23 protein-coding genes and 1 riboswitch are annotated in these 23,535 nt (G+C 72.9%); of the genes, 15 read left to right on the top strand and 8 right to left on the bottom strand.

Features of this window, described 5'->3' with window-relative positions; translation table 11 throughout:
- Window positions 1-167 precede the first annotated feature (167 nt).
- Together ACFQLX_RS23525 and ACFQLX_RS23530 are read left to right on the top strand one after the other, a co-directional pair.
- A complete protein-coding gene (locus tag ACFQLX_RS23525) occupies window positions 168-1,283 on the top strand; it encodes a CE1758 family FMN-dependent luciferase-like monooxygenase (protein WP_386418284.1) in 1,116 nt (371 codons plus the stop codon).
- Complete coding sequence (locus ACFQLX_RS23530; protein ID WP_386418247.1) at window positions 1,280-1,945, top strand: CE1759 family FMN reductase; 666 nt, start codon at window positions 1,280-1,282, stop codon at window positions 1,943-1,945. The genes ACFQLX_RS23525 and ACFQLX_RS23530 overlap by 4 nt, the downstream gene beginning before the upstream one ends.
- 24 nt (window positions 1,946-1,969) lie before the next feature.
- On the opposite strand, the gene ACFQLX_RS23535 is transcribed toward ACFQLX_RS23530, so the two are convergent.
- Window positions 1,970-2,899 (bottom strand): EamA family transporter, encoded by a 930-nt coding sequence (locus ACFQLX_RS23535; protein ID WP_386418248.1) that lies wholly within the window; start codon window positions 2,897-2,899, stop codon window positions 1,970-1,972.
- 103 nt (window positions 2,900-3,002) lie between these two features.
- Here ACFQLX_RS23535 and ACFQLX_RS23540 point away from each other — a divergent pair, with 103 nt between their 5' ends.
- The 3 genes from ACFQLX_RS23540 (at window position 3,003) to ACFQLX_RS23550 (ending at window position 5,282) form a co-directional block, all read left to right on the top strand.
- The gene (locus ACFQLX_RS23540) at window positions 3,003-3,875 is read left to right on the top strand and encodes a LysR family transcriptional regulator (protein WP_386418250.1); all 873 of its coding nucleotides are present in this window, start codon (window positions 3,003-3,005) and stop codon (window positions 3,873-3,875) included.
- 143 nt (window positions 3,876-4,018) lie between these two features.
- Complete coding sequence (locus ACFQLX_RS23545; protein ID WP_386418251.1) at window positions 4,019-4,300, top strand: hypothetical protein; 282 nt, start codon at window positions 4,019-4,021, stop codon at window positions 4,298-4,300.
- Between the two features lie 46 nt (window positions 4,301-4,346).
- Complete coding sequence (locus tag ACFQLX_RS23550) at window positions 4,347-5,282, top strand: 1-aminocyclopropane-1-carboxylate deaminase/D-cysteine desulfhydrase (RefSeq protein ID WP_386418252.1); 936 nt, start codon at window positions 4,347-4,349, stop codon at window positions 5,280-5,282.
- Between the two features lie 45 nt (window positions 5,283-5,327).
- Here the strand turns inward: ACFQLX_RS23550 and ACFQLX_RS23555 are convergent, their stop codons facing one another.
- The gene (locus ACFQLX_RS23555) at window positions 5,328-6,950 is read right to left on the bottom strand and encodes a Na+/H+ antiporter (RefSeq protein WP_386418254.1); all 1,623 of its coding nucleotides are present in this window, start codon (window positions 6,948-6,950) and stop codon (window positions 5,328-5,330) included.
- 23 nt (window positions 6,951-6,973) lie between these two features.
- Between ACFQLX_RS23555 and ACFQLX_RS23560 the strand changes: the two genes are divergently transcribed.
- The 7 genes from ACFQLX_RS23560 (at window position 6,974) to ACFQLX_RS23590 (ending at window position 11,653) form a co-directional block, all read left to right on the top strand.
- The gene (locus ACFQLX_RS23560; protein WP_386418256.1) at window positions 6,974-7,234 is read left to right on the top strand and encodes a UBP-type zinc finger domain-containing protein; all 261 of its coding nucleotides are present in this window, start codon (window positions 6,974-6,976) and stop codon (window positions 7,232-7,234) included.
- 23 nt (window positions 7,235-7,257) lie between these two features.
- Window positions 7,258-7,737, top strand: a complete 480-nt coding sequence (locus ACFQLX_RS23565; RefSeq protein WP_386418257.1) for a GNAT family N-acetyltransferase — start codon at window positions 7,258-7,260, stop codon at window positions 7,735-7,737.
- Between the two features lie 314 nt (window positions 7,738-8,051).
- Window positions 8,052-8,495, top strand: coding sequence for an ATP-binding protein (locus tag ACFQLX_RS23570; protein ID WP_386418258.1), 444 nt, complete (start codon window positions 8,052-8,054; stop codon window positions 8,493-8,495).
- Window positions 8,496-8,517: 22 nt separating this feature from the next.
- On the top strand, window positions 8,518-9,579 hold the full coding sequence (locus tag ACFQLX_RS23575; protein ID WP_386418260.1) for an RNA polymerase sigma factor SigF: 1,062 nt from the start codon (window positions 8,518-8,520) through the stop codon (window positions 9,577-9,579).
- A gap of 29 nt (window positions 9,580-9,608) precedes the next feature.
- Window positions 9,609-10,016, top strand: coding sequence for a hypothetical protein (locus ACFQLX_RS23580; protein ID WP_386418261.1), 408 nt, complete (start codon window positions 9,609-9,611; stop codon window positions 10,014-10,016).
- An 83-nt stretch (window positions 10,017-10,099) separates the two neighbouring features.
- A complete protein-coding gene (locus ACFQLX_RS23585; RefSeq protein ID WP_386418262.1) occupies window positions 10,100-11,080 on the top strand; it encodes a diacylglycerol/lipid kinase family protein in 981 nt (326 codons plus the stop codon).
- A 315-nt stretch (window positions 11,081-11,395) separates the two neighbouring features.
- Window positions 11,396-11,653, top strand: coding sequence for a WhiB family transcriptional regulator (locus tag ACFQLX_RS23590; protein WP_019433310.1), 258 nt, complete (start codon window positions 11,396-11,398; stop codon window positions 11,651-11,653).
- Between the two features lie 207 nt (window positions 11,654-11,860).
- Here the strand turns inward: ACFQLX_RS23590 and ACFQLX_RS23595 are convergent, their stop codons facing one another.
- From ACFQLX_RS23595 to ACFQLX_RS23620, 6 genes are all read right to left on the bottom strand, one after another.
- Complete coding sequence (locus ACFQLX_RS23595) at window positions 11,861-13,342, bottom strand: histidine kinase N-terminal domain-containing protein (RefSeq protein WP_386418286.1); 1,482 nt, start codon at window positions 13,340-13,342, stop codon at window positions 11,861-11,863.
- Between the two features lie 424 nt (window positions 13,343-13,766).
- Complete coding sequence (gene nagB, locus ACFQLX_RS23600; protein WP_386418264.1) at window positions 13,767-14,552, bottom strand: glucosamine-6-phosphate deaminase; 786 nt, start codon at window positions 14,550-14,552, stop codon at window positions 13,767-13,769.
- Window positions 14,553-14,748: 196 nt separating this feature from the next.
- The gene (locus tag ACFQLX_RS23605) at window positions 14,749-16,311 is read right to left on the bottom strand and encodes a glycoside hydrolase family 3 N-terminal domain-containing protein (protein ID WP_386418265.1); all 1,563 of its coding nucleotides are present in this window, start codon (window positions 16,309-16,311) and stop codon (window positions 14,749-14,751) included.
- A 12-nt stretch (window positions 16,312-16,323) separates the two neighbouring features.
- Window positions 16,324-17,154, bottom strand: a complete 831-nt coding sequence (locus ACFQLX_RS23610) for a carbohydrate ABC transporter permease (RefSeq protein ID WP_386418266.1) — start codon at window positions 17,152-17,154, stop codon at window positions 16,324-16,326.
- Window positions 17,151-18,068, bottom strand: a complete 918-nt coding sequence (locus tag ACFQLX_RS23615; RefSeq protein WP_386418268.1) for a carbohydrate ABC transporter permease — start codon at window positions 18,066-18,068, stop codon at window positions 17,151-17,153. Before ACFQLX_RS23615 ends, ACFQLX_RS23610 begins: the two co-directional genes overlap by 4 nt.
- A 68-nt stretch (window positions 18,069-18,136) precedes the next feature.
- Window positions 18,137-19,420, bottom strand: a complete 1,284-nt coding sequence (locus ACFQLX_RS23620) for an extracellular solute-binding protein (protein ID WP_386418270.1) — start codon at window positions 19,418-19,420, stop codon at window positions 18,137-18,139.
- Between the two features lie 264 nt (window positions 19,421-19,684).
- Between ACFQLX_RS23620 and ACFQLX_RS23625 the strand changes: the two genes are divergently transcribed.
- The 3 genes from ACFQLX_RS23625 (at window position 19,685) to ACFQLX_RS23635 (ending at window position 23,127) form a co-directional block, all read left to right on the top strand.
- Entirely contained in the window at window positions 19,685-20,485 is an 801-nt protein-coding gene (locus ACFQLX_RS23625) for a GntR family transcriptional regulator (RefSeq protein ID WP_386418272.1), read from the top strand.
- Window positions 20,486-20,650: 165 nt separating this feature from the next.
- The gene (locus ACFQLX_RS23630; protein WP_386418274.1) at window positions 20,651-22,888 is read left to right on the top strand and encodes a carbon starvation CstA family protein; all 2,238 of its coding nucleotides are present in this window, start codon (window positions 20,651-20,653) and stop codon (window positions 22,886-22,888) included.
- Window positions 22,885-23,127 (top strand): YbdD/YjiX family protein, encoded by a 243-nt coding sequence (locus ACFQLX_RS23635; protein WP_386418276.1) that lies wholly within the window; start codon window positions 22,885-22,887, stop codon window positions 23,125-23,127. The genes ACFQLX_RS23630 and ACFQLX_RS23635 overlap by 4 nt, the downstream gene beginning before the upstream one ends.
- Before the next feature lie 179 nt (window positions 23,128-23,306).
- Window positions 23,307-23,401, top strand: a riboswitch (cobalamin riboswitch).
- Window positions 23,402-23,535 lie beyond the last annotated feature (134 nt).

Genomic DNA, 23,535 nt, shown 5'->3' on the forward strand with positions numbered 1-23,535 from the left:
GATCGCCGGCATCTGCTTCACCCTGCACCGCGCGTTCCGCAGGCGCGGCTGGCTCCGTACGAACTGCGGGGACAGCCGGCCCGTGGAACGCTGGGAGGAGACCCCCACCCAGTCCTCCGGAGGCGGCACCCATGGCAGACGTCCAGCCCACCGGCGACGCCTCGGGGATGCAGTTCGGCATCTTCACGGTCGGCGACCTCACCCCCGACCCCGTCACGGGGCGCACCCCCACCGAGGCCGAGCGCATCCGGGCCACCGTCGCCATCGCGCGCAAGGCCGAGGAGGTCGGGCTCGACGTCTTCGCCACCGGCGAGCACCACAACCCGCCGTTCGTGCCGTCCTCGCCGACGACCCTGCTCGCCTACATCGCCGCGCACACCGAGCGGATCATCCTGTCGACCTCCACCACTCTGATCACGACCAACGACCCGGTCAAGATCGCGGAGGACTTCAGCGTGCTCCAGCACCTGTCCGGCGGCCGGACCGACGTGATGCTGGGCCGGGGCAACACCGGACCCGTCTACCCCTGGTTCGGCCAGGACATCCGCGAGGCCATCCCGCTGACCGTCGAGAACTACGGGCTGCTGCGCCGCCTGTGGCGGGAGGAGTCGGTGGACTGGGAGGGGAAGTTCCGCAGCGCCCTGCAGGGCTTCACGCTCGCGCCGCGCCCGCTGGACGACGTACCGCCCTTCGTCTGGCACGCCTCCATCCGCTCGCCGGAGATCGCGGAGCTGGCGGCGTACTTCGGCGACGGCTTCTTCGCCAACCACATCTTCTGGCCCGCCACCCACACCAAGGAGCTGGTCGACCTCTACCGCCGGCGCTTCGCCCACTACGGGCACGGCACCCCCGAGCAGGCGGTCGTCGGGGTGGGCGGGCAGGTGTTCATGCGGCCGCGGAGCCAGGACGCGATCGCGGAGTTCCGCCCCTATTTCGACAACGCACCGGTGTACGGGCACGGCCCCTCGATGGAGGACTTCATGGCCAGTACCCCGCTGACCGTCGGCTCCCCGGCGGAGGTCATCGACAAGACGCTCGGCTTCCGCGACTACCTCGGCGACTACCAGCGCCAGCTCTTCCTCCTCGACCACGCGGGGCTGCCCCTGGAGACCGTGCTGGAGCAGCTGGAGATCCTCGGCACCGAGGTGGTGCCGGTGCTGCGCCGGGAGTTCGCCGCCGGCCGGCCGGCCGACGTGCCCGCCGCCCCCACCCACGCGTCCCTGCACGCCGCCCGCGACGCCGAGGCCGGCGCGGGCAGCGCCGACGAGACCCCGGAGGCATGATGAAGCTGGCAGTCGTCTCGGGCGGCCTGCGCGAGCCCTCCTCCACCCGCCTGCTGGCGGACCGGCTGCTCGCGGCCACCGTCCGCGACCTGGCACGCGACGGTACGGACACCGAGTCCGCGATCGTGGAGCTGCGCCCGCTGGCGCATCCGCTGATGGACGCGATGCTGACCGGCTTCGCGAGCGGGCCGCTGGAGGAGGCGTTCACAGCGGTGGCGGAGGCGGACGGCCTCATCGTCGTCACCCCCGCCTTCAACGCCAGCTACAGCGGGCTGTTCAAGTCGTTCTTCGACGTGCTGCCGGTGGGGAGCCTCGCGGACACGCCCGTCCTCATCGGGGCGACGGGCGGCACCGAGCGGCACACGCTGGTGCTGGAGCACGCGCTGCGGCCGCTGTTCTCGTACCTGCACGCGATCGTCTCGCCGCGCTCCGTCTACGCCGCCACCAGCGACTTCGGCTCCACCACGGACTCCGGCGGCGCGCTGGACAAGCGCATCGACGCCGCCGCGTCGGACTTCGCCCGGGTGCTGCGCTCGTGCGGCCCGCAGGCGCGGCGCTCGGCGGCGGGGGCGGCCGAGGAGGAGGGCGGCCCGGTCACCGGGGCGACGCCCGAGGAGGCGGACCTGGCCACGATGCGCCGGCTGCTGGGCGGCGCGGACTGAGACGCGCCGCCCACCGCGGCGCCCTTACCGGCGCCCCGCCAGCACCGCCCCCGCGCTCGCCGCCACCACCAGCGCGATCCCCGCGTACTGCGCGGCGCCCAGTGCCTGCCCGAGCACCAGGAAGCCCGCCGTCGCGGCGACCGCCGGCGCCAGGCTCATCAGTACGGCGAAGGTCGCCGCCGGCAGCCTGCGCAGCGCGAACAGCTCCATCGTGTAGGGCAGCCCCGAGGAGAGCACGGCGACCGCCAGCCCGAGCCCCAGCGTGACGGGCTGCAGCAGCGCGCCGCCGGAGGTCGCCACCCCCAGCGGCAGGCTGCACAGCGCGCCCACCGCCATGGCGAGGGCCAGCCCGTCCGCCTTGGGAAAGCGCGCCCCGGCCCGCGCGCTGAGCAGGATGTACGCGGCCCACATCGCGCCCGCCCCCAGCGCGAGCGCGGCGCCCGCCGGGTCGAGGCCGCCGAGGTCGCCGCCGCTGAGGAGGAAGACGCCGGCCAGGGCCAGCCCCGCCCACATCAGGCCGGAGAGCCGGCGCGCGGCGATGACCGACAGGGCGAGCGGGCCGAGGACCTCCAGGGTGACGGCGGCGCCCAGCGGGATGCGGTCGATGGCCGCGTAGAACAGGGAGTTCATGGCGCCCAGCGCGACGCCGAAGCCGCACACGACCGCCCAGTCGCCGCGGGAGTACCCGCGCAGCCGGGGCCGGCAGACCACCAGCAGCAGCGTGGCGGCCAGCACCAGCCGCAGGGTGACCACGCCGAGGGCGCCGGCGCGCGGGAAGAGCAGGGCGGCGACGGCCGAGCCGAAGTTGACGGAGAGCATCCCGGCGACGATGAGCGAGACGCCGACCGCCCGTCCGGAGCGTACGGACCCCGCCTCGGACGGGGCGGCGGGAGAAGCGGCGGGGGCGGCGGAGGCGGCGGACGGTGCGACAGCAGCGACGGCGTCAGTGGTCATGACAGTCACGCTACGGAGCCCCGGACCCCGCGGGAAATGCTTATCCCGGGATCGTCATGCGTCCGGGGCATAACCGCAGCGCGCACCGCCTACCCTCTCAAGGGTGAGCGTCGAACTGCGCCATCTGCACGCCTTCCTCGCCATCGCCGAGGAGGGTTCGATCACCCGCGCCGCCGCCCGGCTGCACACCGGCCAGCCGGCCCTCTCGCGCACCCTGGCCCAGCTGGAGGCCCACCTGGGCCTGCGCCTGGTGGACCGCTCGACGCACCACCTGGAGCTGACCCCCGCGGGCCGGGTCTTCCACGACCGCGCCGCCCTGGCCGTGGACGCGGTACGCACCGCGCTCGACCCCGCCGGCCTCGGCTCCTGGCCGCTGCGCCTCGGCCACCCCTGGGCGGCCCTGGGCGCGGACACCGTGCCGCTGCTGCGCCGCTGGGACGAGCTGCACCCCGCCGTACCCCTGGAGCTGCGCCGGATCGACGACTCCACCGCCGGGCTGACCCGCGGCCTGGTGGACGCGGCGCTGCTGCGCGGCGAGGTCGGCGCGCCCGGGGTGGAGACGGAGCTGCTGCTGTACGAGGACCGGGTGGCGGTCCTCCCGGCGGACAGCCCGCTCGCGGCGCGCGAGGTGCTGGCGGCAGCGGAGCTGGCCGAGTGCCGCCTGGCGGTGAACACGGTGTCGGGCACCAGCAGCCCGGCGCTGTGGCCGCCGCAGGCGCGGCCGCGCGGCACGCTGGAGGTGGCGAACACCGACGAGTGGCTGACCGCCATCGCCGCCGGCCGCGCGGTGGGCGTCTCGACGGTCGCGACGCCGAGCATCCACAGCCACCCGGCGATCGTCTACCGCCCGCTGACGGGGCTGCCGCCGGTCCCGGTGTACTTCGCCCGCCGCCGCGGCCCCGGCCACCCCGCGCTGCCGGCCCTGCTCTCCCTGGCCCGCGAGGTCACGGCCCACCACGCGCGTACGACGCCGTGAGGCCCTGGTCCGTACGGACGGACAGCACCCACCCGGCACCCACCCGGCACCCGCCCGGCCCCCGCGCCGTTGCCGACCCGACGGCAGTGCGGATACTGGGACACAGTCCCGCAAACCCCCCGGACCAGCCCATGGAGGCCCGCATGTCCAGCTTCTTCGACAAGGCCAAGGAGCAGGCCCAGAACGCGCTCAACCAGGGCAAGGAGAAGATCGACGAGGTCCAGGCCCAGCGCGAGGGCGGCGGCCTGCTGCGCAGGCTCGGCGTCGCGTACTACAACCTCTCCAGCGGCCACGGCGACGAGAAGGCCGTCCAGGACGCCCTGGACGCGGTCCGCGCCTTCGCCCGTGAGCACGGCGACGACTTCCTCACCAAGGCCGCCGCCTCCTCCTCCGGCCCCTCCTGGGGCGGCAAGCACGCTGCCTGACACCGCCCCGGGCCGGCGGTCCGCCGCCGGGGCCGACAATGGGCGGATGGATCCGGACCTCCTGCTGCAGCCGCGCCCGCCCTCCCCCCTCCAGGAGCTGCGCGACGAGCGCTTCGAGCGGCGCGGGGTGCGGCTGCTGCTCAAGCGGGACGACCTGATCCACACCACGCTCCCGTGGGACGCGGCCGTCCGCGGGCCGGTGGAGCTGTACCCCTCGGGCAACAAGTGGCGCAAGCTCGTCCCCAACCTGCGGGCCGCCGCCGAGGCCGGGCAGCGCACGCTGCTCACCTTCGGCGGGGCGTACTCCAACCACCTGCGCGCCACCGCCGCCGCCGGGCGGCTGCTCGGCCTCGCGACGATCGGCGTCGTACGGGGCGCCGAGCTGGCGGACCGCCCGCTCAACCCCTCCCTCGCCCAGGCAGCCGCGCACGGGATGCGGCTGCACTTCGTGGAGCGCGCCGCCTACCGCCGCCGCGCCGAGGAGGCGTACGCGGGCGAACTGCGCGAGCGCTTCGGCGACTTCGCGCTCATACCCGAGGGCGGCAGCAACGCCGCGGCGGTCCGCGGGTGCGTGGCGCTGGGGCGCGAGCTGGCCGGCGGCACCGACCGGGCCGACCTCGCCGCCGTCGCCTGCGGTACGGGCGGGACGCTGGCCGGGCTGGCCGCGGGCCTGGGCCCGGGGCAGCGGGCGCTGGGCGTCCCCGTACTCAGGGGCGGCTTCCTGACGGCCGAGACCGAGCGCCTGCAGCAGGCCGCCTTCGGGGAGCGCCGGGGCGACTGGCAGCTGGAGGAGCGCTTCCACTGCGGCGGCTACGCCCGCAGCACGCCCGAACTGGCGGACTTCGCCGCCGACTTCGAGCGCCGCCACGCGCTGGCGCTGGAGCGCACCTACGTCGCCAAGCTGCTGCTGGGCCTGACCGTCCTGGCCGAGGAGGGCGCCTTCGCCCCCGGCACGTCCGTCGCGGCGGTGGTCACGGGCTGAGCCCCCAGCCCGCTCCCCAGCCGGCCTCCCAGCCCACCCCCCGGCTCACTCGCCCCCCGCCTCCCGGTAGGCCGCGGCCTCCTCCAGGTCCAGCCGCCGCAGCAGCGTCCGCAGCAGCTCGTCGTCGATACGCCGCGCGTCGCGCAGCGCCACGAAGGTCTCGCGCTCCGCGTCGATCACCTCCCGCGCCAGGCGCCGGTAGGTGGCGTCCGCCGTCTCCCCCGTCGCCTCGTCGACCCCGCCGAGCCGCTCCCAGACCGCGTTGCGCCGCCGCTCCAGCACCGCGCGCAGCCGGTCCTCCAGCGGCTGCGGCAGCCGGTTGGCGGGCTCGGCCAGCAGCGCCTCCAGCCGCTCGTGCGCGGCCCGCGACGCCTCGCTCTGCGCCTGCGCCTCGGCCAGCGTCTCGCGCTGCGCGTCGCCGCCGCGCACCTTCAGCAGCCGGATCAGCGCGGGCAGGGTGAGCCCCTGGCCGACCAGGGTGCCGATGACGGTGGTGAAGGTGAGGAAGAGGACGAGGTCGCGCGCGGGGAAGGGGGCGCCGTCGACCGTGTGCTGGGGGATGGAGAAGGCGATGGCGAGCGAGACGACGCCGCGCATCCCGGCCCAGGAGACGATGAACATCGACCTCCAGGGCGGCCGCCTGCCGGGCGGCGCGAGCAGCCGCCCCGTCAGCCGCCCGCCGCGCACCGTGAACCTCGGCCCGTAGGCCGCCGGGTAGACCCACACGAAGCGCGAGAGCACCACGGCGCCCAGCACCGCCACCGCGTACCAGAGCGCGGCCCCCACCCCGAAGTGGCCCAGTCCCCGTACCACCACCGGCAGTTGCAGCCCGATCAGCGCGAAGACCACCGACTCCAGCACGAAGCCGACCATCCGCCACACCGCCGCCTCCTGCAGCCGGGTGGCGAAGTCCACCTGCCAGGCCCGGTGGCCCAGGTAGAGCCCCACCGCGACCACCGCGAGCACCCCGGAGGCGTGCACCTCCTCGGCCAGCGCGTAGGCGACGAAGGGGATGAGCAGCGACATGGTGTTCTGCAGCAGCGGCTCGCGCAGCCGGGTGCGCAGCAGGTGCAGCGGCACCATCAGCGCCAGCCCCACTCCGACCCCGCCGAGCGCGGCCAGCGCGAACTCCCCCAGCCCCGCGCCCCAGCCGACGGCCTCCCCCACCGCGGCGGCCAGCGCCACCTTGTACGCGGTGAGCGCGGTGGCGTCGTTGATCAGCGACTCGCCCTGCAGCACGGTGGTGATCCGCGGGGGCAGCCCCACCCGGCGGGCGATCGCGGTCGCCGCCACCGCGTCGGGGGGCGCCACCACCGCGCCCAGCACCAGCGCGACGGAGAGCGGCAGGCCCGGCACCACGGCGTAGGCGGTCAGGCCCACGGCGGCCGTCGCGAAGAGCACGTAGCCGACGCTGAGCAGCCCCACGGCGCGCAGGTTGGCGCGCAGTCCCAGGTACGAGCTCTCCAGCGCCGCGGTGTGCAGCAGCGGCGGCAGCATCAGCGGCAGGACGATGTGCGGGTCCAGCGTGTACGCGGGCACGCCGGGGACGTACGAGGCGAGCAGTCCGGCCGCGACCAGCAGCAGCGGGGCGGGGACGGGCGTGCGCCGGGCGATCCCGGCGACGGCCGCCGCCCCGGCCACCAGCGCGAGTACGGGAAAGGCGTTCATCACCGACGATCTAACCTGGCCGCATGACCGTCTGCCCCCATGTTGCCGAACTCCCGTCCGTCGAGGTCACGCCGCGAAGCGCCACCTGCGAAGCCTGCGTGGCCGCCGGCACCCACCCCGTGCACCTGCGCCTGTGCCTGGGCTGCGGGCACGTCGCCTGCTGCGACTCCAGCCCGCACCGCCACGCCACCGCCCACGCCCGGGAGAGCGGCCACCCGGTGATGCGCAGCTTCGAGCCGGGCGAGGACTGGCGCTGGTGCTACGTGGACGAGTCGCTGGTCTGAGCCCCGCGCCCTACGCTGGAGTCATGATCCGCGAGGCCCGGCCCAGCGACGTCCCCGCCATCCACGCCATGGTGCGCGCCCTGGCCAAGCACCACGACGTCACCGAGACCGAGGGCACGCAGGGCCAGCTCCACGAGGCCCTCTTCGGTCCGAGTCCGACGGTCTTCGCGCTGGTGGCCGAGGCGCCCGGCGATCAGAGGCCGGCCGGCTTCGCGCTGTGGTTCCAGAGCTTCTCCACCTGGAGCGGCACCCACGGCGTCTACCTGGAGGACCTGTACGTACGCCCCGAGCACCGCGGCGGCGGCTACGGCAAGGCGCTGATGGCGCACCTCGCGGCGCTGTGCGTGGAGCGCGGCTGGGCCAACTTCGAGTGGTCCGTGCACGAGGACAACGAGAAGGCCGCCGCCATCTACGAGGCCCTCGGCGCCGTCCCCAAGGACACCTGGACCGGCTACCGCCTCTCGGGCGAGGCCCTGGACGAGCTGGCCGCGGCGCACCCCTGAGGGGCGTCCGCACCCGGCCCGTCACGCAGCGTCAACGGGTGTGGAAGCGTTGCGGAATTGACTCCGCACAGCCCTATCCACCCACCGCAGGCGAAGAGTTACTATTAGTGACATTCGCGCGATGGCGGGTCCTTCCCCGTACCAGGGGGACAGCGGCCGACCACTCGCGGTAGCGTCGCCTGCGTACGTCGCGCGGCCCCCGCCCCTCACCCCGTGTGAAGGGGCAGGGGTCCGTCGCATCATGGAAACTCCGCTGCACAGCGGCTCGTTGGAGTCCGTTGGGGAACGCAGCACGCGCCACCTTGGAGGTGAGGGTGTCCCAGCACGAAGGCGAGCCCAGGCCGAAGGACTTCGTCGAGGTCCGGCTGCCTGCCGCAGGGGCCTATCTGTCGGTCCTGCGCACGGCCACGGCGGGGCTCGCGGCCCGCCTGGACTTCACCCTCGACGAGATCGAGGATCTGCGGATCGCGGTCGACGAGGCCTGCGCCATCCTGCTCCAGCAGGCCGTTCCCGGCTCGGTGCTCACCTGCGTCTTCCAACTCGACGGCCAGGCCGACGGCCCGTCGGGGCAGGAGCGGCCGGCCCTGCTGGTCACGGTCTCCGCGCCGACCACCGACGGCCGTGCCCCCGAGCGGGACACCTTCGCCTGGACGGTGCTCTCGGCGCTGGCGGGGCGGGTCGACTCCACCGTCTCGGAGGACCGCACGGTCACCATCAGCCTGCACAAAGAGCGCGGCGCCGGTCCCGGTCAGACATGACCGGCGCGAGGAGGGCGGTGCGATGAACCGTGAGATGAACCAGGGCCACGAGGCGCTGGTCCCCGGGCAGGACGTGCCCGGGGCCGCCGCACGAAGGGGCATGTCGACGGCTGTGGAGCACGAGCGCGAAGCACGGGGGCACGCGGGGGGAGCACCTGCGGCGCCGCCGGCGTCAGGGGCGAGGGACGGGCGGGCTGAGCACATGGGCGAACACGAGCACGGCCTGTCCGGCGACCGGCCCGATAAGCAGCCCGACAGCAGGCCCGACACCCGGCCCGGCCTCCGGCCCGAGTTCAGGCCCGAGTTCAGGCGCGAGAGCCGGCGCGACCCCCACGACCGCAGCGCGGCGCGGGAGATGTTCTACGAGCTGCGCAAACTCCCCGACGGCACCCCGGAGTACGCGGAGCTGCGCAACACCCTGGTGCGGATGCACCTCCCCCTGGTCGAGCACCTGGCGCGCCGCTTCCGCAACCGCGGCGAGCCGCTGGACGACCTCACCCAGGTGGCGACGATCGGCCTGATCAAGTCGGTGGACCGCTTCGACCCGGACCGGGGCGTGGAGTTCTCCACGTACGCCACCCCGACCGTGGTCGGCGAGATCAAGCGGCACTTCCGCGACAAGGGCTGGGCGGTGCGCGTCCCGCGCCGGCTGCAGGAGCTGCGGCTCTCGCTGACCTCGGCGACGGCGGAGCTGTCCCAGCGCCACGGCCGCGCCCCGACGGTCCACGAGCTGGCCGAGCAGCTGGGCATCTCCGAGGAGGAGGTGCTGGAGGGCCTGGAGTCCGCCAACGCCTACTCCACGCTCTCCCTGGACGTCCCCGACACGGACGACGAGTCGCCGGCGGTGGCGGACACCCTGGGCTCGGAGGACGACGCCCTGGAGGGCGTGGAGTACCGCGAGTCGCTCAAGCCGCTGCTGGAGGAGCTGCCGCCGCGGGAGAAGAAGATCCTGCTCCTGCGCTTCTTCGGGAACATGACCCAGTCCCAGATCGCCCAGGAGGTCGGCATCTCCCAGATGCACGTCTCCCGCCTCCTGGCCCGCACCCTGGCCCAGCTCCGCGAGCGGCTTCTCGTAGAGGAGTGAGGGGTGCGGGCGGGGCTACCCTGGGCGGTATGAGCGATGTCCTGCCGTCCCGTACTTCGCGTATCGCCGCCGCGGCGGTGCTGACCGCCGTCGAGGGCGCCGTCCTGGTCGGCCTCGGTGCCTACATGCTGGTGCTGCTCCTCGCCGGGGACGCCGGGAGCGGGCGCTCGGCGCTCTTCGGGAGCCTGACGGTGCTCGCCCTGGCCGCCTTCCCCCTCGCGGCGGCGCGCGGGCTGTGGACGCTGCGCTCCTGGAGCCGCGGTCCCGGCGTCATCACGCAGCTGATGGCCGCCCCCGTCGTCTGGACGATGATCGAGGTGGGCGGGGCGCTGCTGCCCGTCGGCCTGGCGCTGGGCGCGGTGGCGCTGGCGGCGCTGGTGCTGCTGCTCAGCCCGAGCACGACGAGGACCCTGGGGATCGGCCCCAAGGAGGCCTGAGCGGCCCCCGCGGGCGCCGGTCGGGAGGCGGGGCGGCGAAGAACACTTCGCACGCATACCCGACGGTAGGTACTCTGCACCCCATGCGCGCACTTCTCGTGGTCAACCCAGCCGCCACCACCACGAGTGCGCGGACCCGCGACGTACTCATCCACGCTCTGGCGAGCGACCTGAAGCTGGAGGTCGTCACCACCGAGTACCGCGGCCACGCCCGCGACGTGGCCCGCGCGGCGGCGGAGAGCGCGGCCGGCGGCGAGGGGGTCGGCCTGGTGGTCGCCCTGGGCGGCGACGGCACGGTCAACGAGGTCGTCAACGGACTGCTCCACAACGGCCCCGCCCCCGAAACGCTGCCCGGCCTGGCGGTCGTCCCCGGCGGTTCCACGAACGTCTTCGCCCGCGCCCTGGGCCTGCCCAACGACCCCGTGGAGGCCACCGGGGCGCTGCTGGACGCCCTGCGTACCGGCTCGGAGCGCACGGTCGGCCTGGGCCTGGTCTCGGGCGCCCCGGGGACGGCGGACGAGGGCGCCCCGGCGCGCTGGTTCACCTTCTGCGCGGGGCTGGGCTTCGACGCCGGCGTGGTGGGCCGCGTGGAGCAGCAGCGCGAGCGCGGCCGCAAGTCGACGCACGCGCTGTATGTGCGCCAGCTGATGCGCCAGTTGATGTCCGACCCGCACCGCCGGCACGGCACCATCACGCTCACCCGCCCCGACGAGGAGCCGGCCGCCGACCTCGCCGCCGCCATCGTCTGCAACACCGCGCCGTGGACGTACCTGGGCAACCGGCCGGTCTACGCGGCCCCCAAGGCGTCCTTCGACACGGGCCTGGACGTCCTGGGCCTGGAGCGCCTGGGGCTGGCGGCCGCGAGTCGTTACGGTACGCAGCTGCTCACCTCCTCTCCGGAGCGCGGGCCGCACGGGCGTCACGCTCTGTCACTGCATGATCTGACGGCGTTCACCTTGGAATCACAGGCCCCACTGCCCTTTCAGGTAGACGGAGACCACCTGGGACTGCGTACGAACGTGGCCTTCACAGGCGTACGGCGCGCACTGCGTGTGATTGTGTGAGTAGAAGGGCCGAACGGCCTTTATCTCGAACGTACGGACTGGCTCTCACCCCCCGTTCTGCGGCTGTGAGCCAACCGACACCAACGAATCCAAAGAAACTTGCCGGAAGGGGTTGTATCCGAAGCTGAGGTTTGCGAACCTCTTCTTGGCGATCGGAACGGCTCCCGCTCTCGGGCCCCGTATCCGCGCCGGATCTCATACCACATGTTGAAGGTCACACCAGTTTTTCTGGGGCATCCCCTTCACCCGTGGTGGGATTCGTGAAAGCGTTCACATTCACAAGCACTTGCCCGCAACACACGAGATGGAGCAGTCATGGACTGGCGTCACAACGCCGTTTGCCGCGAGGAAGATCCCGAGCTGTTCTTCCCCATCGGCAACACCGGTCCTGCGCTGCTGCAGATCGAGGAAGCCAAGGCCGTCTGCCGCCGCTGCCCCGTCATGGAGCAGTGCCTGCAGTGGGCGCTCGAGTCCGGCCAGGACTCCGGCGTCTGGGGTGGCATGAGCGAGGACGAGCGTCGCGCGATGAAGCGCCGCGCCGCCCGCAACCGGGCCCGCAAGGCCACTGCCTGACCCCTCTGACGGCATGGCCCGGCCCCCCTTCGCGGGGGTCGGGTTCGCTCTCCTCCGAGCCGCAGCGCGCAGATTCTGACAGAGCCGCAGATCTTAAGAGCCCTGGAACCGCCCCCGGTTCCGGGGCTCTCGCATTTCCCCACCCCTCCCCCAGCTCTTCGAGCAGGGGATACCCCAATTGCCGGGCCCGCCAATGGAATTGTCGATCTAACGCTTGTCCGGCTGCACGGGAAGATCGAGTGTGACGGTCGTCCCGCCGTCCGGCGCGTTCTCCATCGTGAACGTGCCGCCCAACTCCCCCTCCACCAGCGTCCGTACGATCTGCAGGCCGAGGTTCCCGGCGGTCACCGCGTCGAAGCCCGTCGGCAGCCCGCAGCCGTCGTCACGTACGGTCACCAGCAGTCGCGCCTGCGTGCGCGTGCCCGAGCGCAGGGCGTGCACCTCCACCGTGCCGGTGTCGCCCTGGCCGAAGCCGTGCTCCAGGGCGTTCTGCAGCAGTTCGGTGAGCACCATGGACAGCGGGGTGGCCACCTCGGCGTCGAGGATGCCGAAGCGCCCGGTGCGCCGGTGGGCGACCCGGCCGGGCGAGATCTCCGCCACCATCGCCAGCACGCGGTCGGCGATCTCGTCGAACTCCACCCGCTCGTCGAGGTTCTGCGAGAGCGTCTCGTGCACGATCGCGATCGAGCCGACCCGCCGTACCGCCTCGTCCAGCGCCTCGCGCGCCCGGCCGTCCGGATCGTGCGCGGCCAGCCGGCGCGACTGCAGCCGCAGCAGGGCCGCGACGGTCTGCAGGTTGTTCTTCACCCGGTGGTGGATCTCCCGGATGGTGGCGTCCTTGGTCAGCAACTCGCGCTCGCGGCGGCGCAGTTCCGTCACGTCGCGCAGCAGCACCAGCGAACCGATGCGCGGCCCCTTGGGCTTGAGCGGGATCGCCCGCAGCTGGATCACGCCGCCCTTGCCCTCGACCTCCGTCGCACGCGGCGCCCAGCCGCTGGCCAGCTTCACCAGCGCCTCGTCCACCGGGCCCCGCTGCACGGCCAGTTCGGCCGTCGCGCGGCCCAGGTGCAGGCCGACCAGGTCGGAGGAGTGGCCCAGGCGGTGGAAGGCGGAGAGGGCGTTGGGCGAGGCGTACTGCACCAGGCCCTCGGCGTCGAGGCGGATCAGCCCGTCGCCCACCCGCGGGGAGGCGTCGGTCTCCAACTGCTGGCCGGGGAAGGGGAAGGCGCCCGCGGCGATCATCTGCGCCAGGTCCGAGGCGCTCTGCAGATAGGTCAGCTCCAGCCGGCTGGGGGTGCGCACGGTGAGCAGGTTGGTGTTGCGGGCGATCACGCCCAGCACCCGCCCGTCGCGCCGCACGGGGATCGCCTCGACCCGTACGGGCACCTCCTCGCGCCACTCCGGGTCGCCCTCGCGCACGATCCGGCCCTCGTCGTGGGCGGCGTCGAGCATGGGGCGCCGGCCGCGCGGCACCATGTGGCCGACCATGTCGTCGTGGTACGAGGTGGGGCCGGTGTTGGGCCGCATCTGCGCCACGGAGACGTAGCGGGAGCCCTCCAGGGTCGGGATCCACAGCACGAGGTCCGCGAAGGAGAGGTCGGCGAGCAGCTGCCACTCGGAGACGAGCAGGTGGAGCCACTCAAGGTCCGTCTCGGACAGGGCGGTCTGCTGGCGCACGAGGTCGTTCATGGAGGGCACGGGGCGAGTTTAGAGGCTGGGTGCGGGAGGGGACTTCGTACGGCGGCGCGCGGGGGGCCTCGTACGCCGTACGATGGTCCTGCTGTCGAGTTCCCGTACGCATACCCCTGGACGGCGGGGAGTGGTCTAGTCCACAATGCAGGGGACGACTTCCGGCCCCCGCGCACTGACGCGCGGGAGGGCGGGATCGAGGATCGCGACGCTCTCTGCCCTGACCGCGTCGCGACCTCCGCCGGTCACAGGCCGCGGGGCCGCACACCCTGCCATGTCCTTTGCCCGGTATCAGCTCCGGGCTGCGGTGCCGGGCGGGTTGAGGGTCCCGCTCCTGGCGCCGCGGCCCGAAGTGTTTTCCGGGGGGCGCCGCCCGGGGCGCCTCCCCGACCGGGCGCCCCGCCGCGTCAGCCGGCCCGCCGCGTCAGATGCCCTGCCAGGACGGCTTGCCCGCGTAGGTCTGGCGGAAGTAGTCGGCCAGTTTCAGCTTCGAGGCCGCCGCCTCGTCCACGACCACCGTGGCGTGCGGGTGCAGCTGGAGCGCGGAGGCCGGGACGATCGCGGCCACCGGGCCCTCCACCGTCGCGGCGACCGCGTCCGCCTTGCCCTCGCCGGTGGCCAGCAGGACCAGGTGGCGGGCGTCGAGGATGGTGCCGATGCCCTGGGTGATCACGTGGTGGGGGACCTGGTCGACGTCGCCGCCGAAGAAGCGGGCGTTGTCGCGGCGGGTGCGCTCGGTGAGGGTCTTGATGCGGGTGCGCGAGGCCAGGGAGGAGCAGGGCTCGTTGAAGCCGATGTGGCCGTCGGTGCCGATGCCCAGCAGTTGCAGGTCCACTCCGCCGGCCCAGGCCAGCGCCTTGTCGTACGCCTCGCAGGCCGCCTGTACGTCATGGGCGGCGCCGTCCGGGCCCAGGAAGGCGTCCGGGGAGAGCCCCAGCGGCTCCACGACCTCGCGCAGCACCACGGAGCGGTAGGACTCGGGGTGCCCGGCGGGCAGGCCGACGTACTCGTCGAGCTGGGCGACGCGCGCCTGCGAGACGTCCACGCCGCCGGCGCGCACCGTCGCGGCGAGGGCCTCGTAGACCGGGATCGGGGTGGAGCCGGTGGCGACGCCGAGCAGGGCGTCGGGCTTGCGGCGCAGGAGGTCCACGACGGCTCCGGCGATCAGCTCGCCGCCCGCCGCCGCGTCCGGGACGATGACAACTTCCACGCTGGCCTGCCTTTGTCGGGGTCCGGTGAGCACGGTGGATAAGCACAGTGGTGTAGACCAATTTAGCAGAGGGGGCGGGAGGTTGGGCGGGGTCGCGGGCGGCCGGTTCCGTACGTAGGGGAGCCACCGGGACGCGGTGGGAGGCGCGTCCCGGTGGCTCGTCGCGGCCCCGCGCCCCCCGGCGGCGGGGCCGGGGTCAGCGGGGGGCGGTGAGCGCCTCCGCGGCGGCGGCGGCGCAGACGCGTGAGGCGCCGTGGGTGGCGAGGTGCGCGGCTCCCTGGGGCGGGGACTGCGGGACGCCCATCTCGACGACCACCGTGTCCGGGCGGGCGGCGAGCAGGCCGGCCAGGGCGGTGCGCATCCAGGCGTGGCGGTGCAGGTCGCGCACCACCGCGACCACCGGGCGCTCCCCCGCGATCGCGGCGGCGTCGCCGCCGGTGGCGCCGGGTCCGTAGCTGCCGCTCGTCGTGCCGGGCAGCAGGCGCGCCAGCTCCGGTCCCAGGCCCCAGGGGGTCTCCTCGCCGGCCGCGCTGTTGGCGACGGGGGTGAAGCAGGCGACGTACGCCGGGGCGGTCAGCGGCAAGGCGCCCGCCCCGCCGGTGGTCCGCAGCGCCCGGCGGGCGGCGGTGAGGCCGACGGCCGAGTCGGCCGAGTCGGCTGGGCCGGCAAGGGCGGCAGGTGCGGCGGATGCGCTCCCCTGCGCCGCAGCCGCCGCCCCCCTCCCCCCGGTCCGCTGCTCGGCGGTCCACCGCGCCAGTGCCCGCACCCGGGCGGCGGCGTCCGCCAGGCGCTCCTCGGCCAGCTCTCCCGCCCGTACGGCCGCCACGATCGCGTCGCGCAGGGAGAGCAGCAGCTCGTCGTCGCCGTGGAAGCCGATGCACAGCGCGTCCGCGCCCGCCGCCAGCGCCAGGACCGCGCCGCGCGCCATGCCGTAGGTGTCGGCGATGGCCTGCATCTCGATCGCGTCGGTGCTGATCACCCCGTCGAAGCCGAGGCCGCCCTCGGCCTGTGGGCGGCGCAGCAGCCCGGTCAGTACCCGGTGGCTGAGCGTCGCGGGCCGTTCGGGATCCAGGGCGGGGACCACGAGGTGCGCGGTCATCACGGCCTTCGCCCCGGCCTGGACCGCGGCCCGGAAGGGCACCAGTTCGCGCTCGCGGAGCACGTCGAGGGGGGCGTCGATGCGGGGCAGCGCGAGGTGGGAGTCGACGGAGGTGTCCCCGTGGCCGGGGAAGTGCTTGACCACGGCGACCACGCCCGCCTCGTGCAGCCCGCGGACGGCGGCGGCGGTGTGCCGGGCGGCGAGCGCCGGGTCCGCGCCGAAGGAGCGCACGCCGATCACCGGGTTGCGGGGGTCGGAGTTGACGTCGGCGCAGGGCGCCCAGTCCATGGTGACGCCCACCTCGGCGAGGCGCCGCCCCAGTTCGCGGTAGACGGCCCGGGTCAGCGCCGTGTCGTCCACCGCGCCCAGCGCGAGGGCGCCGGGGAAGGAGGAGCCCCGGCGGACCTCCAGGCGGGTGACGTCGCCGCCCTCCTCGTCCATCGCGACGAGCACCTCGGGCCGTACGGACCGCAGTTCGGCGGTGAGGTCGGCGACCTGCCCCGCGTCGCGCACGTTGCGGCCGAAGAGGCCGACGCCGGTCAGCCCCTCGTCGAGCCGGCGCAGCAGCCAGGCCGGCGGCCGAAGACCGCCGAAGCCGGGCTGCAGGACGGTCAGCGCGTCGCGGGTGAGCGTGCTCCCCGCCTGCATGACTGTGGACATCCCTGAATCCCCTTATCCCTTCACGGCGCCGGCGGTCAGCCCGCCGGTGACCTTACGCTGCAGCACCAGGAAGACCACGAGCACGGGTACGGCGAAGAGCGAGGCCGCGGCCATGGTCGCCCCCCAGTCGTCGCCGAAGGCGGTCTGGAAGCGCGAGAGCCACAGCGGCAGCGTCTGCGCCTCGGCCTGCTTGTTGAGGATGAGCACGAGCGGGAACTCGTTCCAGGCGGTGATGAACCCGAAGAGCGAGGTGGCCATCAGCCCCGGTGCCAGCAGCGGGAAGACCACCCTCAGGAACGCCTGGGTGCGGCTGGCCCCGTCGACCATGGCCGCCTCCTCCAGCTCCCTGGGCACGGCGGCGATGAAGCCGCGCAGGGTCAGGACGGTCAGCGGGAGCACCATCACGCAGTAGAAGAGGGTCAGCGGCAGCAGGCTGTTGAGCATGTCGCCGTCGCGCACGATCAGGTAGACGGCGATGACCATGACCTCCCACGGCGCCATCTGCGCGACCATGAAGAGCAGTACGAAGCCGCGCCGGCCCCGGAAGCGCAGGCGCGCCAGCGCGAAGGCCGCCAGCAGCGCGACGGCCAGCGAGAGCAGGACGGCGCCGAAGGTCACGGTGAGCGAGTTGCGTACCAGCGTCCAGAAGCCGTCGGACTGCACCGCGGTGCGGAAGTTGCCGAGGGTGGCGTCGACGGGGAACCACACCGGGGTCTCGGTGACGATGTCGCCGCGCCGCTTGAAGGCGGTGGAGAACATCCAGTAGACGGGGAAGGCGAGGACGAGGGTGAGGACGGCGGCCGTGGCGTTGGGCCAGATCCGTCCGGCGAGTGGGCGCCTCACGGCTGCTCCTCCTCTTGCTTCAGGGTCAGGCGGAGGTAGTACGAGGTGAGGCCCAGCAGGACGAGGATCGTCAGGACGGAGATCGCCGCGCCCATGCCGTAGTGCTGGTTGCCGACGCCCTCGACGAAGGCGTAGACGGGCAGCGTCTCCGTCAGCCGCTCCGGGCCGCCCTCGTTGATCGCGAAGAGCTGGGCGAAGGACTTGAAGATCCAGATGACCTCGAGGAAGGTCGTCGCCAGCAGGAAGGGCCGCAGGAAGGGGTAGGTGACGGTGGTGAAGAGCTTGACCGCGCCGGCGCCGTCCAGCCGCGCGGCCTCGTACAGCTCGGCGGGGATCGTGGTGGTGGCGGCGTAGAGGTTGAAGGCCACGAAGGGGATCGACTGCCAGACCAGGAGCAGGGTCACCACGAAGAGGGTGGAGAGCTGGCCGCCGGTCCAGTTGTAGTCCGCCATCGCGTGCCAACCGAGCGTGTCCAGCAGCGAGTTGACGACGCCGAAGCGGGCGGCGAAGAGCCACTGGAAGACGGTGGTGGCGGCGATCACGGGCATCGCCCAGGCGAGGATCAGCCCGACGGAGAGCGTCAGGCGCATCCGCCGGCCCAGCCGGGCGAGGAGCAGGCCCACCAGGGTGCCGAGCACCATGATGAGGGCGACGTTGGCCGCGGTGAAGGCGATCGAGCGGGCGGTGACGCGCCAGAACTGCTCGCTGCCGAGCGTCTCGGTGTAGTTCTCGACGCCGTTCCACTCGGTGAGGTGCTGGATGAGCTGGCGCATGTTGAGGTTCTGCAGCGACAGCAGGGCGTTCTTCACCAGCGGCCAGACCAGCAGCGCGGCGGTGGCCAGCAGCGCCGGCAGCAGCAGCAGGTACGGCAGCGCGGCCCCGGCCCGCAGCCGCGCCCGGGACGTCAGGGACATCGGTGTACTCCTTCGGGTGGGCCCGCGGGGGCGGGCGCCGGATCGGGCGCCCGCCCCCGCGTGCCGTGTCACTGCTCCTGCGAGAGGCGCTTGTTGAACTCCTCCTCGACCTGCTCGGCCGCCTCGGCGTGCGGCTTGCCCTGCAGGACGAGGGTCATGTACGTCTTGATCGGGTTGGGCGCGTTCTCCACCGGGCCCCACTGCGGGATCAGCGGGGTGGTGCCGCCGAAGGCGGCGGAGGGGGCGGCGGCCTCGGCGGCGGGGTTGCCGGCCAGGTGGGACTGCAGCGCCTCCTTGTTGGGGATGACGCCGTTGAGCTTGGCCAACTGGCCCTCGTACGTGTCGGAGAGGGCCAGCTTCAGGAACTCCTGCGCCAGCTCCTGCTTCTCGCTGCCGGCGGCGACGGCGAGGTTGGAGCCGCCGAGGAAGACGCCCTCGGGGCGGTCGGCGCTCTCGCCGGGGATGGTGAAGTAGCCGACGTCCGGCTCGATCTTCTTGTTGGCGGCGATGGCCGTACCGGCCTCCCAGCCCATACCGATGAAGGCGCCGGTCTTGCCCTGGGCGAAGACCTCGGCCTGCTGCGGGGTGGCCTCGTCCTTGTCCTTGGGGGCCTTGGAGTAGGAGGCGTACTGCTTGTAGACGTCCATCGCCTCGCCGACCTTGGGGTCGGCGAGGTTGGAGACCCACCCGTCGCCGTCCTTCCTGACCAGCTCGGCGCCCTTGCCGACGAGCAGGCCGTCGAAGAAGTACCAGTTCTGGCCGGGCATGTAGAGCGGCTCGGCGTCGGTCTTCTCGTCGATGGCCTTCAGCGCGTCGAAGAACTCGGCGCGGGTCTTGGGTACGTCCTTGATCCCGGCCTCGGCCCAGATCTTCTTGTTGTAGACGACCACGCGGTTGGCGAAGTACCAGGGGGCGGCGTACTGCTTGCCGTCGTAGACCGCCGCCTTGTTGAGCGCCTCGGTCCAGTCACCGCCGATCTCGGCCTTGAGGTCGGCGAGGTCGGCGAGGCCGCCGGTGGCCGCGTAGGCCGGGGTCTGGGTGTTGCCGATCTCCACGATGTCCGGCGGGGCGGACTCGGAGAGCGCGGTGGTGATCTTCTGCTGGATGCCGTTCCACTCCTGGACCTCGACCTTGAGCTTCGCGCCGGTCTTCTTCTCGAAGTCGGCCTTCAGGTCGGACACCCACTTCTCGGGTGCGGAGCCGGTCATCGTCCAGAAGGTCAGGGTCTGGCCCTTGAAGCTCTCGGGGCCCGCGCCCTTGCCGCCCGCCTTGCCGTCGTCGTCGGAACCGCAGGCCGCGAGCCCGGCTATCAGGGCCGCGGCACCCACCGCCGCAATGATCTTGCGCTTCACGCCATCCTCCTCGGGCGCCCCGACGGAAATCCTGGTCGGGCACTGCCCGTGGGGCTGTCGTGTGGTCTTTAATGGTGTAGACCAGTAGGGAGCTTTGGTCTAGGCCAATCAACTGACCGCAGCTTGGCCTAGACCAATGAGGGTGTCAAGGGGTCCATCCGCCCCCAACCACCCGCCGTTACCGGACCGATGCGTGGGCCCGGGCCTGTCGGAAGCTCCCCGCGGAACGTGCCAGGATGTGAGCCGCAGCCAACGGAGGAACCGATGAGGACGAACGCCGGTACGGCGCACGGGGGCACACCGGACCCCCGGACATCCGCCACGCGGGCGGCGGCCCCCGCCGCGAAGCGCACCGCGCGCGAGCCCAAGTACTACCGCCTCAAGCGGCATCTGCTGGCGATGACCGAGACGCTCCCCCCGGGCACCCCGGTGCCGCCCGAGCGCACGCTCGCCGCGGAGTTCGACACCTCCCGCACCACCGTGCGCCAGGCGCTGCAGGAGCTGGTCGTGGAGGGCCGGCTGGAGCGCATCCAGGGCAAGGGCACCTTCGTCGCGAAGCCCAAGGTCTCCCAGGCGCTCCAACTCACCTCGTACACCGAGGACATGCGCGCCCAGGGGCTGGAGCCCACCTCGCAGCTGCTGGACCTGGGCTACGTGACGGCCGACGACCGCCTGGCCGGGCTGCTGGACATCACCACCGGCGGGCGGGTGCTGCGCATCGAGCGGCTGCGGCTGGCCAGCGGCGAGCCGATGGCCATCGAGACCACCCACCTCTCCGCCAAGCGCTTCCCCGCCCTGCGCCGCAACCTCGCCAAGTACGCCTCGCTCTACACCGCCCTGGCCGAGGTCTACGACGTGCACCTCGCCCAGGCCGAGGAGACCATCGAGACCTCGCTGGCCACCCCGCGCGAGGCCGGCCTGCTGGGGACGGACGTGGGGCTGCCGATGCTGATGCTCTCGCGGCACTCCCGCGACGCGGCCGGCGATCCGGTGGAGTGGGTGCGCTCGGTCTACCGCGGCGACCGCTACAAGTTCGTCGCCCGGCTCCAGCGCCCCAACGGCTGAGCGGCGCCGGGCCCTTCACCGACCATCCCATCCGGGGACATCGCGGACGTGCGCTCAGCGTCGTAACCGATCCGCTATACGAACGGGTGGTGACGCAGACCACAGAGCTGCTCTACATTTCCTGCGCACCGCAACAAGAGTTGCTGTCCAGGGGACGGAGCCGCTATGTCAGAGACCTCAGGGTCCTCGGGGACCCAAGCACCACCGGACACCGGTCGGCGGGCGAAGCCGACGCCGCGGTCGATCGCGGTCTGGAGCCTGGTCGGCGCGGTCGGCGCGCTCGGCTGGAGCATGCTGGCCCTCTCCCGCGGCGAGGAGGTCTCCGCCGCGTGGATAGTGGCCGCCGCGCTCGGTTCGTACGCCATCGCCTACCGCTTCTACTCGAAGTTCATCGCCTACCGGGTGCTGAGGCTCAACGCCCGGCGGGCCACCCCCGCCGAGCGGCTGGACAACGGCGTCGACTACCACCCCACCGACCGCCGGGTGCTGCTCGGCCACCACTTCGCGGCCATCTCCGGCGCCGGACCGCTGGTCGGGCCGGTACTGGCCGCGCAGATGGGCTACCTGCCGGGCACCATCTGGATCGTGGCCGGCGTGATCTTCGCCGGCGCCGTGCAGGACATGGTGGTGCTCTTCTTCTCCACCCGGCGCAACGGCCGCTCCCTGGGCCAGATGGCCCGTGAGGAGATCGGCCCCGTCGGCGGCGCCGCCGCGCTGCTCGCGGTCTTCGCCATCATGATCATCCTGCTGGCGGTGCTCGCCCTGGTGGTCGTCAACGCCCTGGCCGCCTCCCCGTGGGGCACCTTCTCCATCGGCATGACGGTCCCGATCGCCCTGTTCATGGGCTTCTACCTGCGCGTCATCCGCCCCGGCCGGGTCGCGGAGGTCTCCCTCATCGGCGTCGGCCTGCTGCTGCTCGCCCTGGTCGCGGGCCGCTGGGTGGCCCAGTCCTCGCTGGCGGACACCTTCACGCTGAGCAAGGAGGCGCTGGTCGTCTGGCTGGTGGCCTACGCCTTCGTCGCCTCGGTGCTGCCGGTGTGGATGCTGCTCGCGCCGCGCGACTACCTCTCCACCTTCATGAAGCTCGGCACCGTCGGGCTGCTCTTCGTCGGCGTGCTGGTGGCCGCCCCGATGCTGAGGATGGACGGGGTCACCGACTTCGCCACCGCCGGTACGGGCCCGGTCTTCGCCGGTTCGCTCTTCCCGTTCGTCTTCATCACCATCGCCTGCGGCGCCATCTCCGGCTTCCACGCGCTCATCTCCTCGGGCACCACGCCGAAGATGGTGGAGAAGGAGCCGCAGATCCGGATGATCGGCTACGGCTCCATGCTGATGGAGTCCTCGGTGGCGATCATGGCGATGATCGCGGCCTGCGTGCTGGACCCGGGGCTGTACTTCGCGATGAACTCCGCGCCCGGCGTGATCGGCACGACGGTGGAGTCCGCCTCCCAGGCCATCACGGGCCTGGGCTACACCATCACCCCCGACACGCTCGCGCACTGGGCGAAGCTGGTCGAGGAGCCCTCGCTGCTCTCGCGCACCGGCGGGGCGCCGACCTTCGCGGTGGGCGTCGCGCTGATCTTCTCCGAGGCGACCGGCGACGGCATGATGGCGTTCTGGTACCACTTCGCGATCATGTTCGAGGCGCTCTTCATCCTCACCGCGCTGGACGCCGGCACCCGGGTGGGCCGCTTCATGCTCCAGGACACCCTGGGCAACGTCTACAAGCCGCTGAAGAACATCAGTTGGCGCCCCGGCCTGCTGGCCACCTCCGCGGTCGTCACCGGACTGTGGGGCTACTTCCTGTGGACGGGCGTGAAGGACCCGCTCGGCGGGATCAACCAGCTCTTCCCGCTCTTCGGCATCTCCAACCAGCTCCTCGCCGTGGTCGCGCTGACGATCTGCACCACCCTGCTGATCAAGTCGGGCCGCTTGAAGTGGGCCTGGGTGACGGGCCTTCCGATGCTCTGGGTGGCCGTGGTGACGCTCACCGCGAGCTGGCAGAAGGTCTTCTCCGACGACCCGCGCGTCGGCTTCTTCCAGCAGCGCGAGAACGCCCGACTCGCCATCGACGCGGGCACGGTCATGCCGCCGGCGAAGACGATGGACGAGATGGAGACCATCGTCACCAACACCACCGTCCAGGGCGTCCTGTCGGCCGCCTTCGCGCTCCTGGTCGTGATCGTCGTCGCCGACGCGGTACGGGTCTGCGTCAAGGCGCTGCGCCACCCGGACTCGGTGGTCGACCGCGAGGAGCCGTACACGGAGTCGGCCTACGTGGCGCCCGCGCAGCTCCTCCCCACCAGCGAGGAGAAGGCGGAGCTGGCCGCGGCCGGCCTGGGCTCGGGCGGCGGGCGCATTCCGGGGCAGCGGGCCGGGGCCGAGGAGGGGGCGGTGTCATGACCGCCAGGGCCGTCCTGACCGCCTCGGCCGCCTCGGCCGTCCTCGCGGAGGTGCGCAGGTCCGGGCGCGGAGTCTGGCGCTACCTGCGGGAGTTGACCGGCGAGACGGCCTACGAGCGCTACGTCGAGCACACCCGCGGGCACGATCCGGACGCGGAGGTGATGGACCGCCGCACCTTCGAGCGCTGCCGCATGGACGCGCGGGAGGCCGATCCCAAGGGCGGCTTCCGCTGCTGCTGAGGCGTCGCAGGGCCGTCGCAGGGCCGTCGCAGAACAGGGCCGCCATCCGGTGCACCGGGTGGCGGCCCTGTCCCGTACGGGCCGACGGCAACGCGGGCAGCAGCAGAGGCGACACAACATCTGGGGGTGACCGCCACCATCTCCCCCAACATGTATGCTCAACACCGCTGTCGCCGCAGGGGAATCCGGTGGAATTCCGGAGCTGTCCCGCAACGGTGTGCGGGCTCTCGCGCGGATACACCGCGGCATACGGGCGCCCGCGAGCCCGAGGACCTGCCGACACCGCGCCCCCGTCACAGGGGCGTCGTATCCGTCCGGGTCTCGCGGGTTGGGCCAGGGGCGTCACGGGGCACGGGTGTGCCGTCGTGCGCGTCCGCACGCCCCCCGCGCGGCTTTCGCCGAGCGAGG

It is taken from the genome of Streptomyces polyrhachis, assembly GCF_042663125.1.
Lineage (GTDB): Bacteria > Actinomycetota > Actinomycetes > Streptomycetales > Streptomycetaceae > Streptomyces > Streptomyces polyrhachii.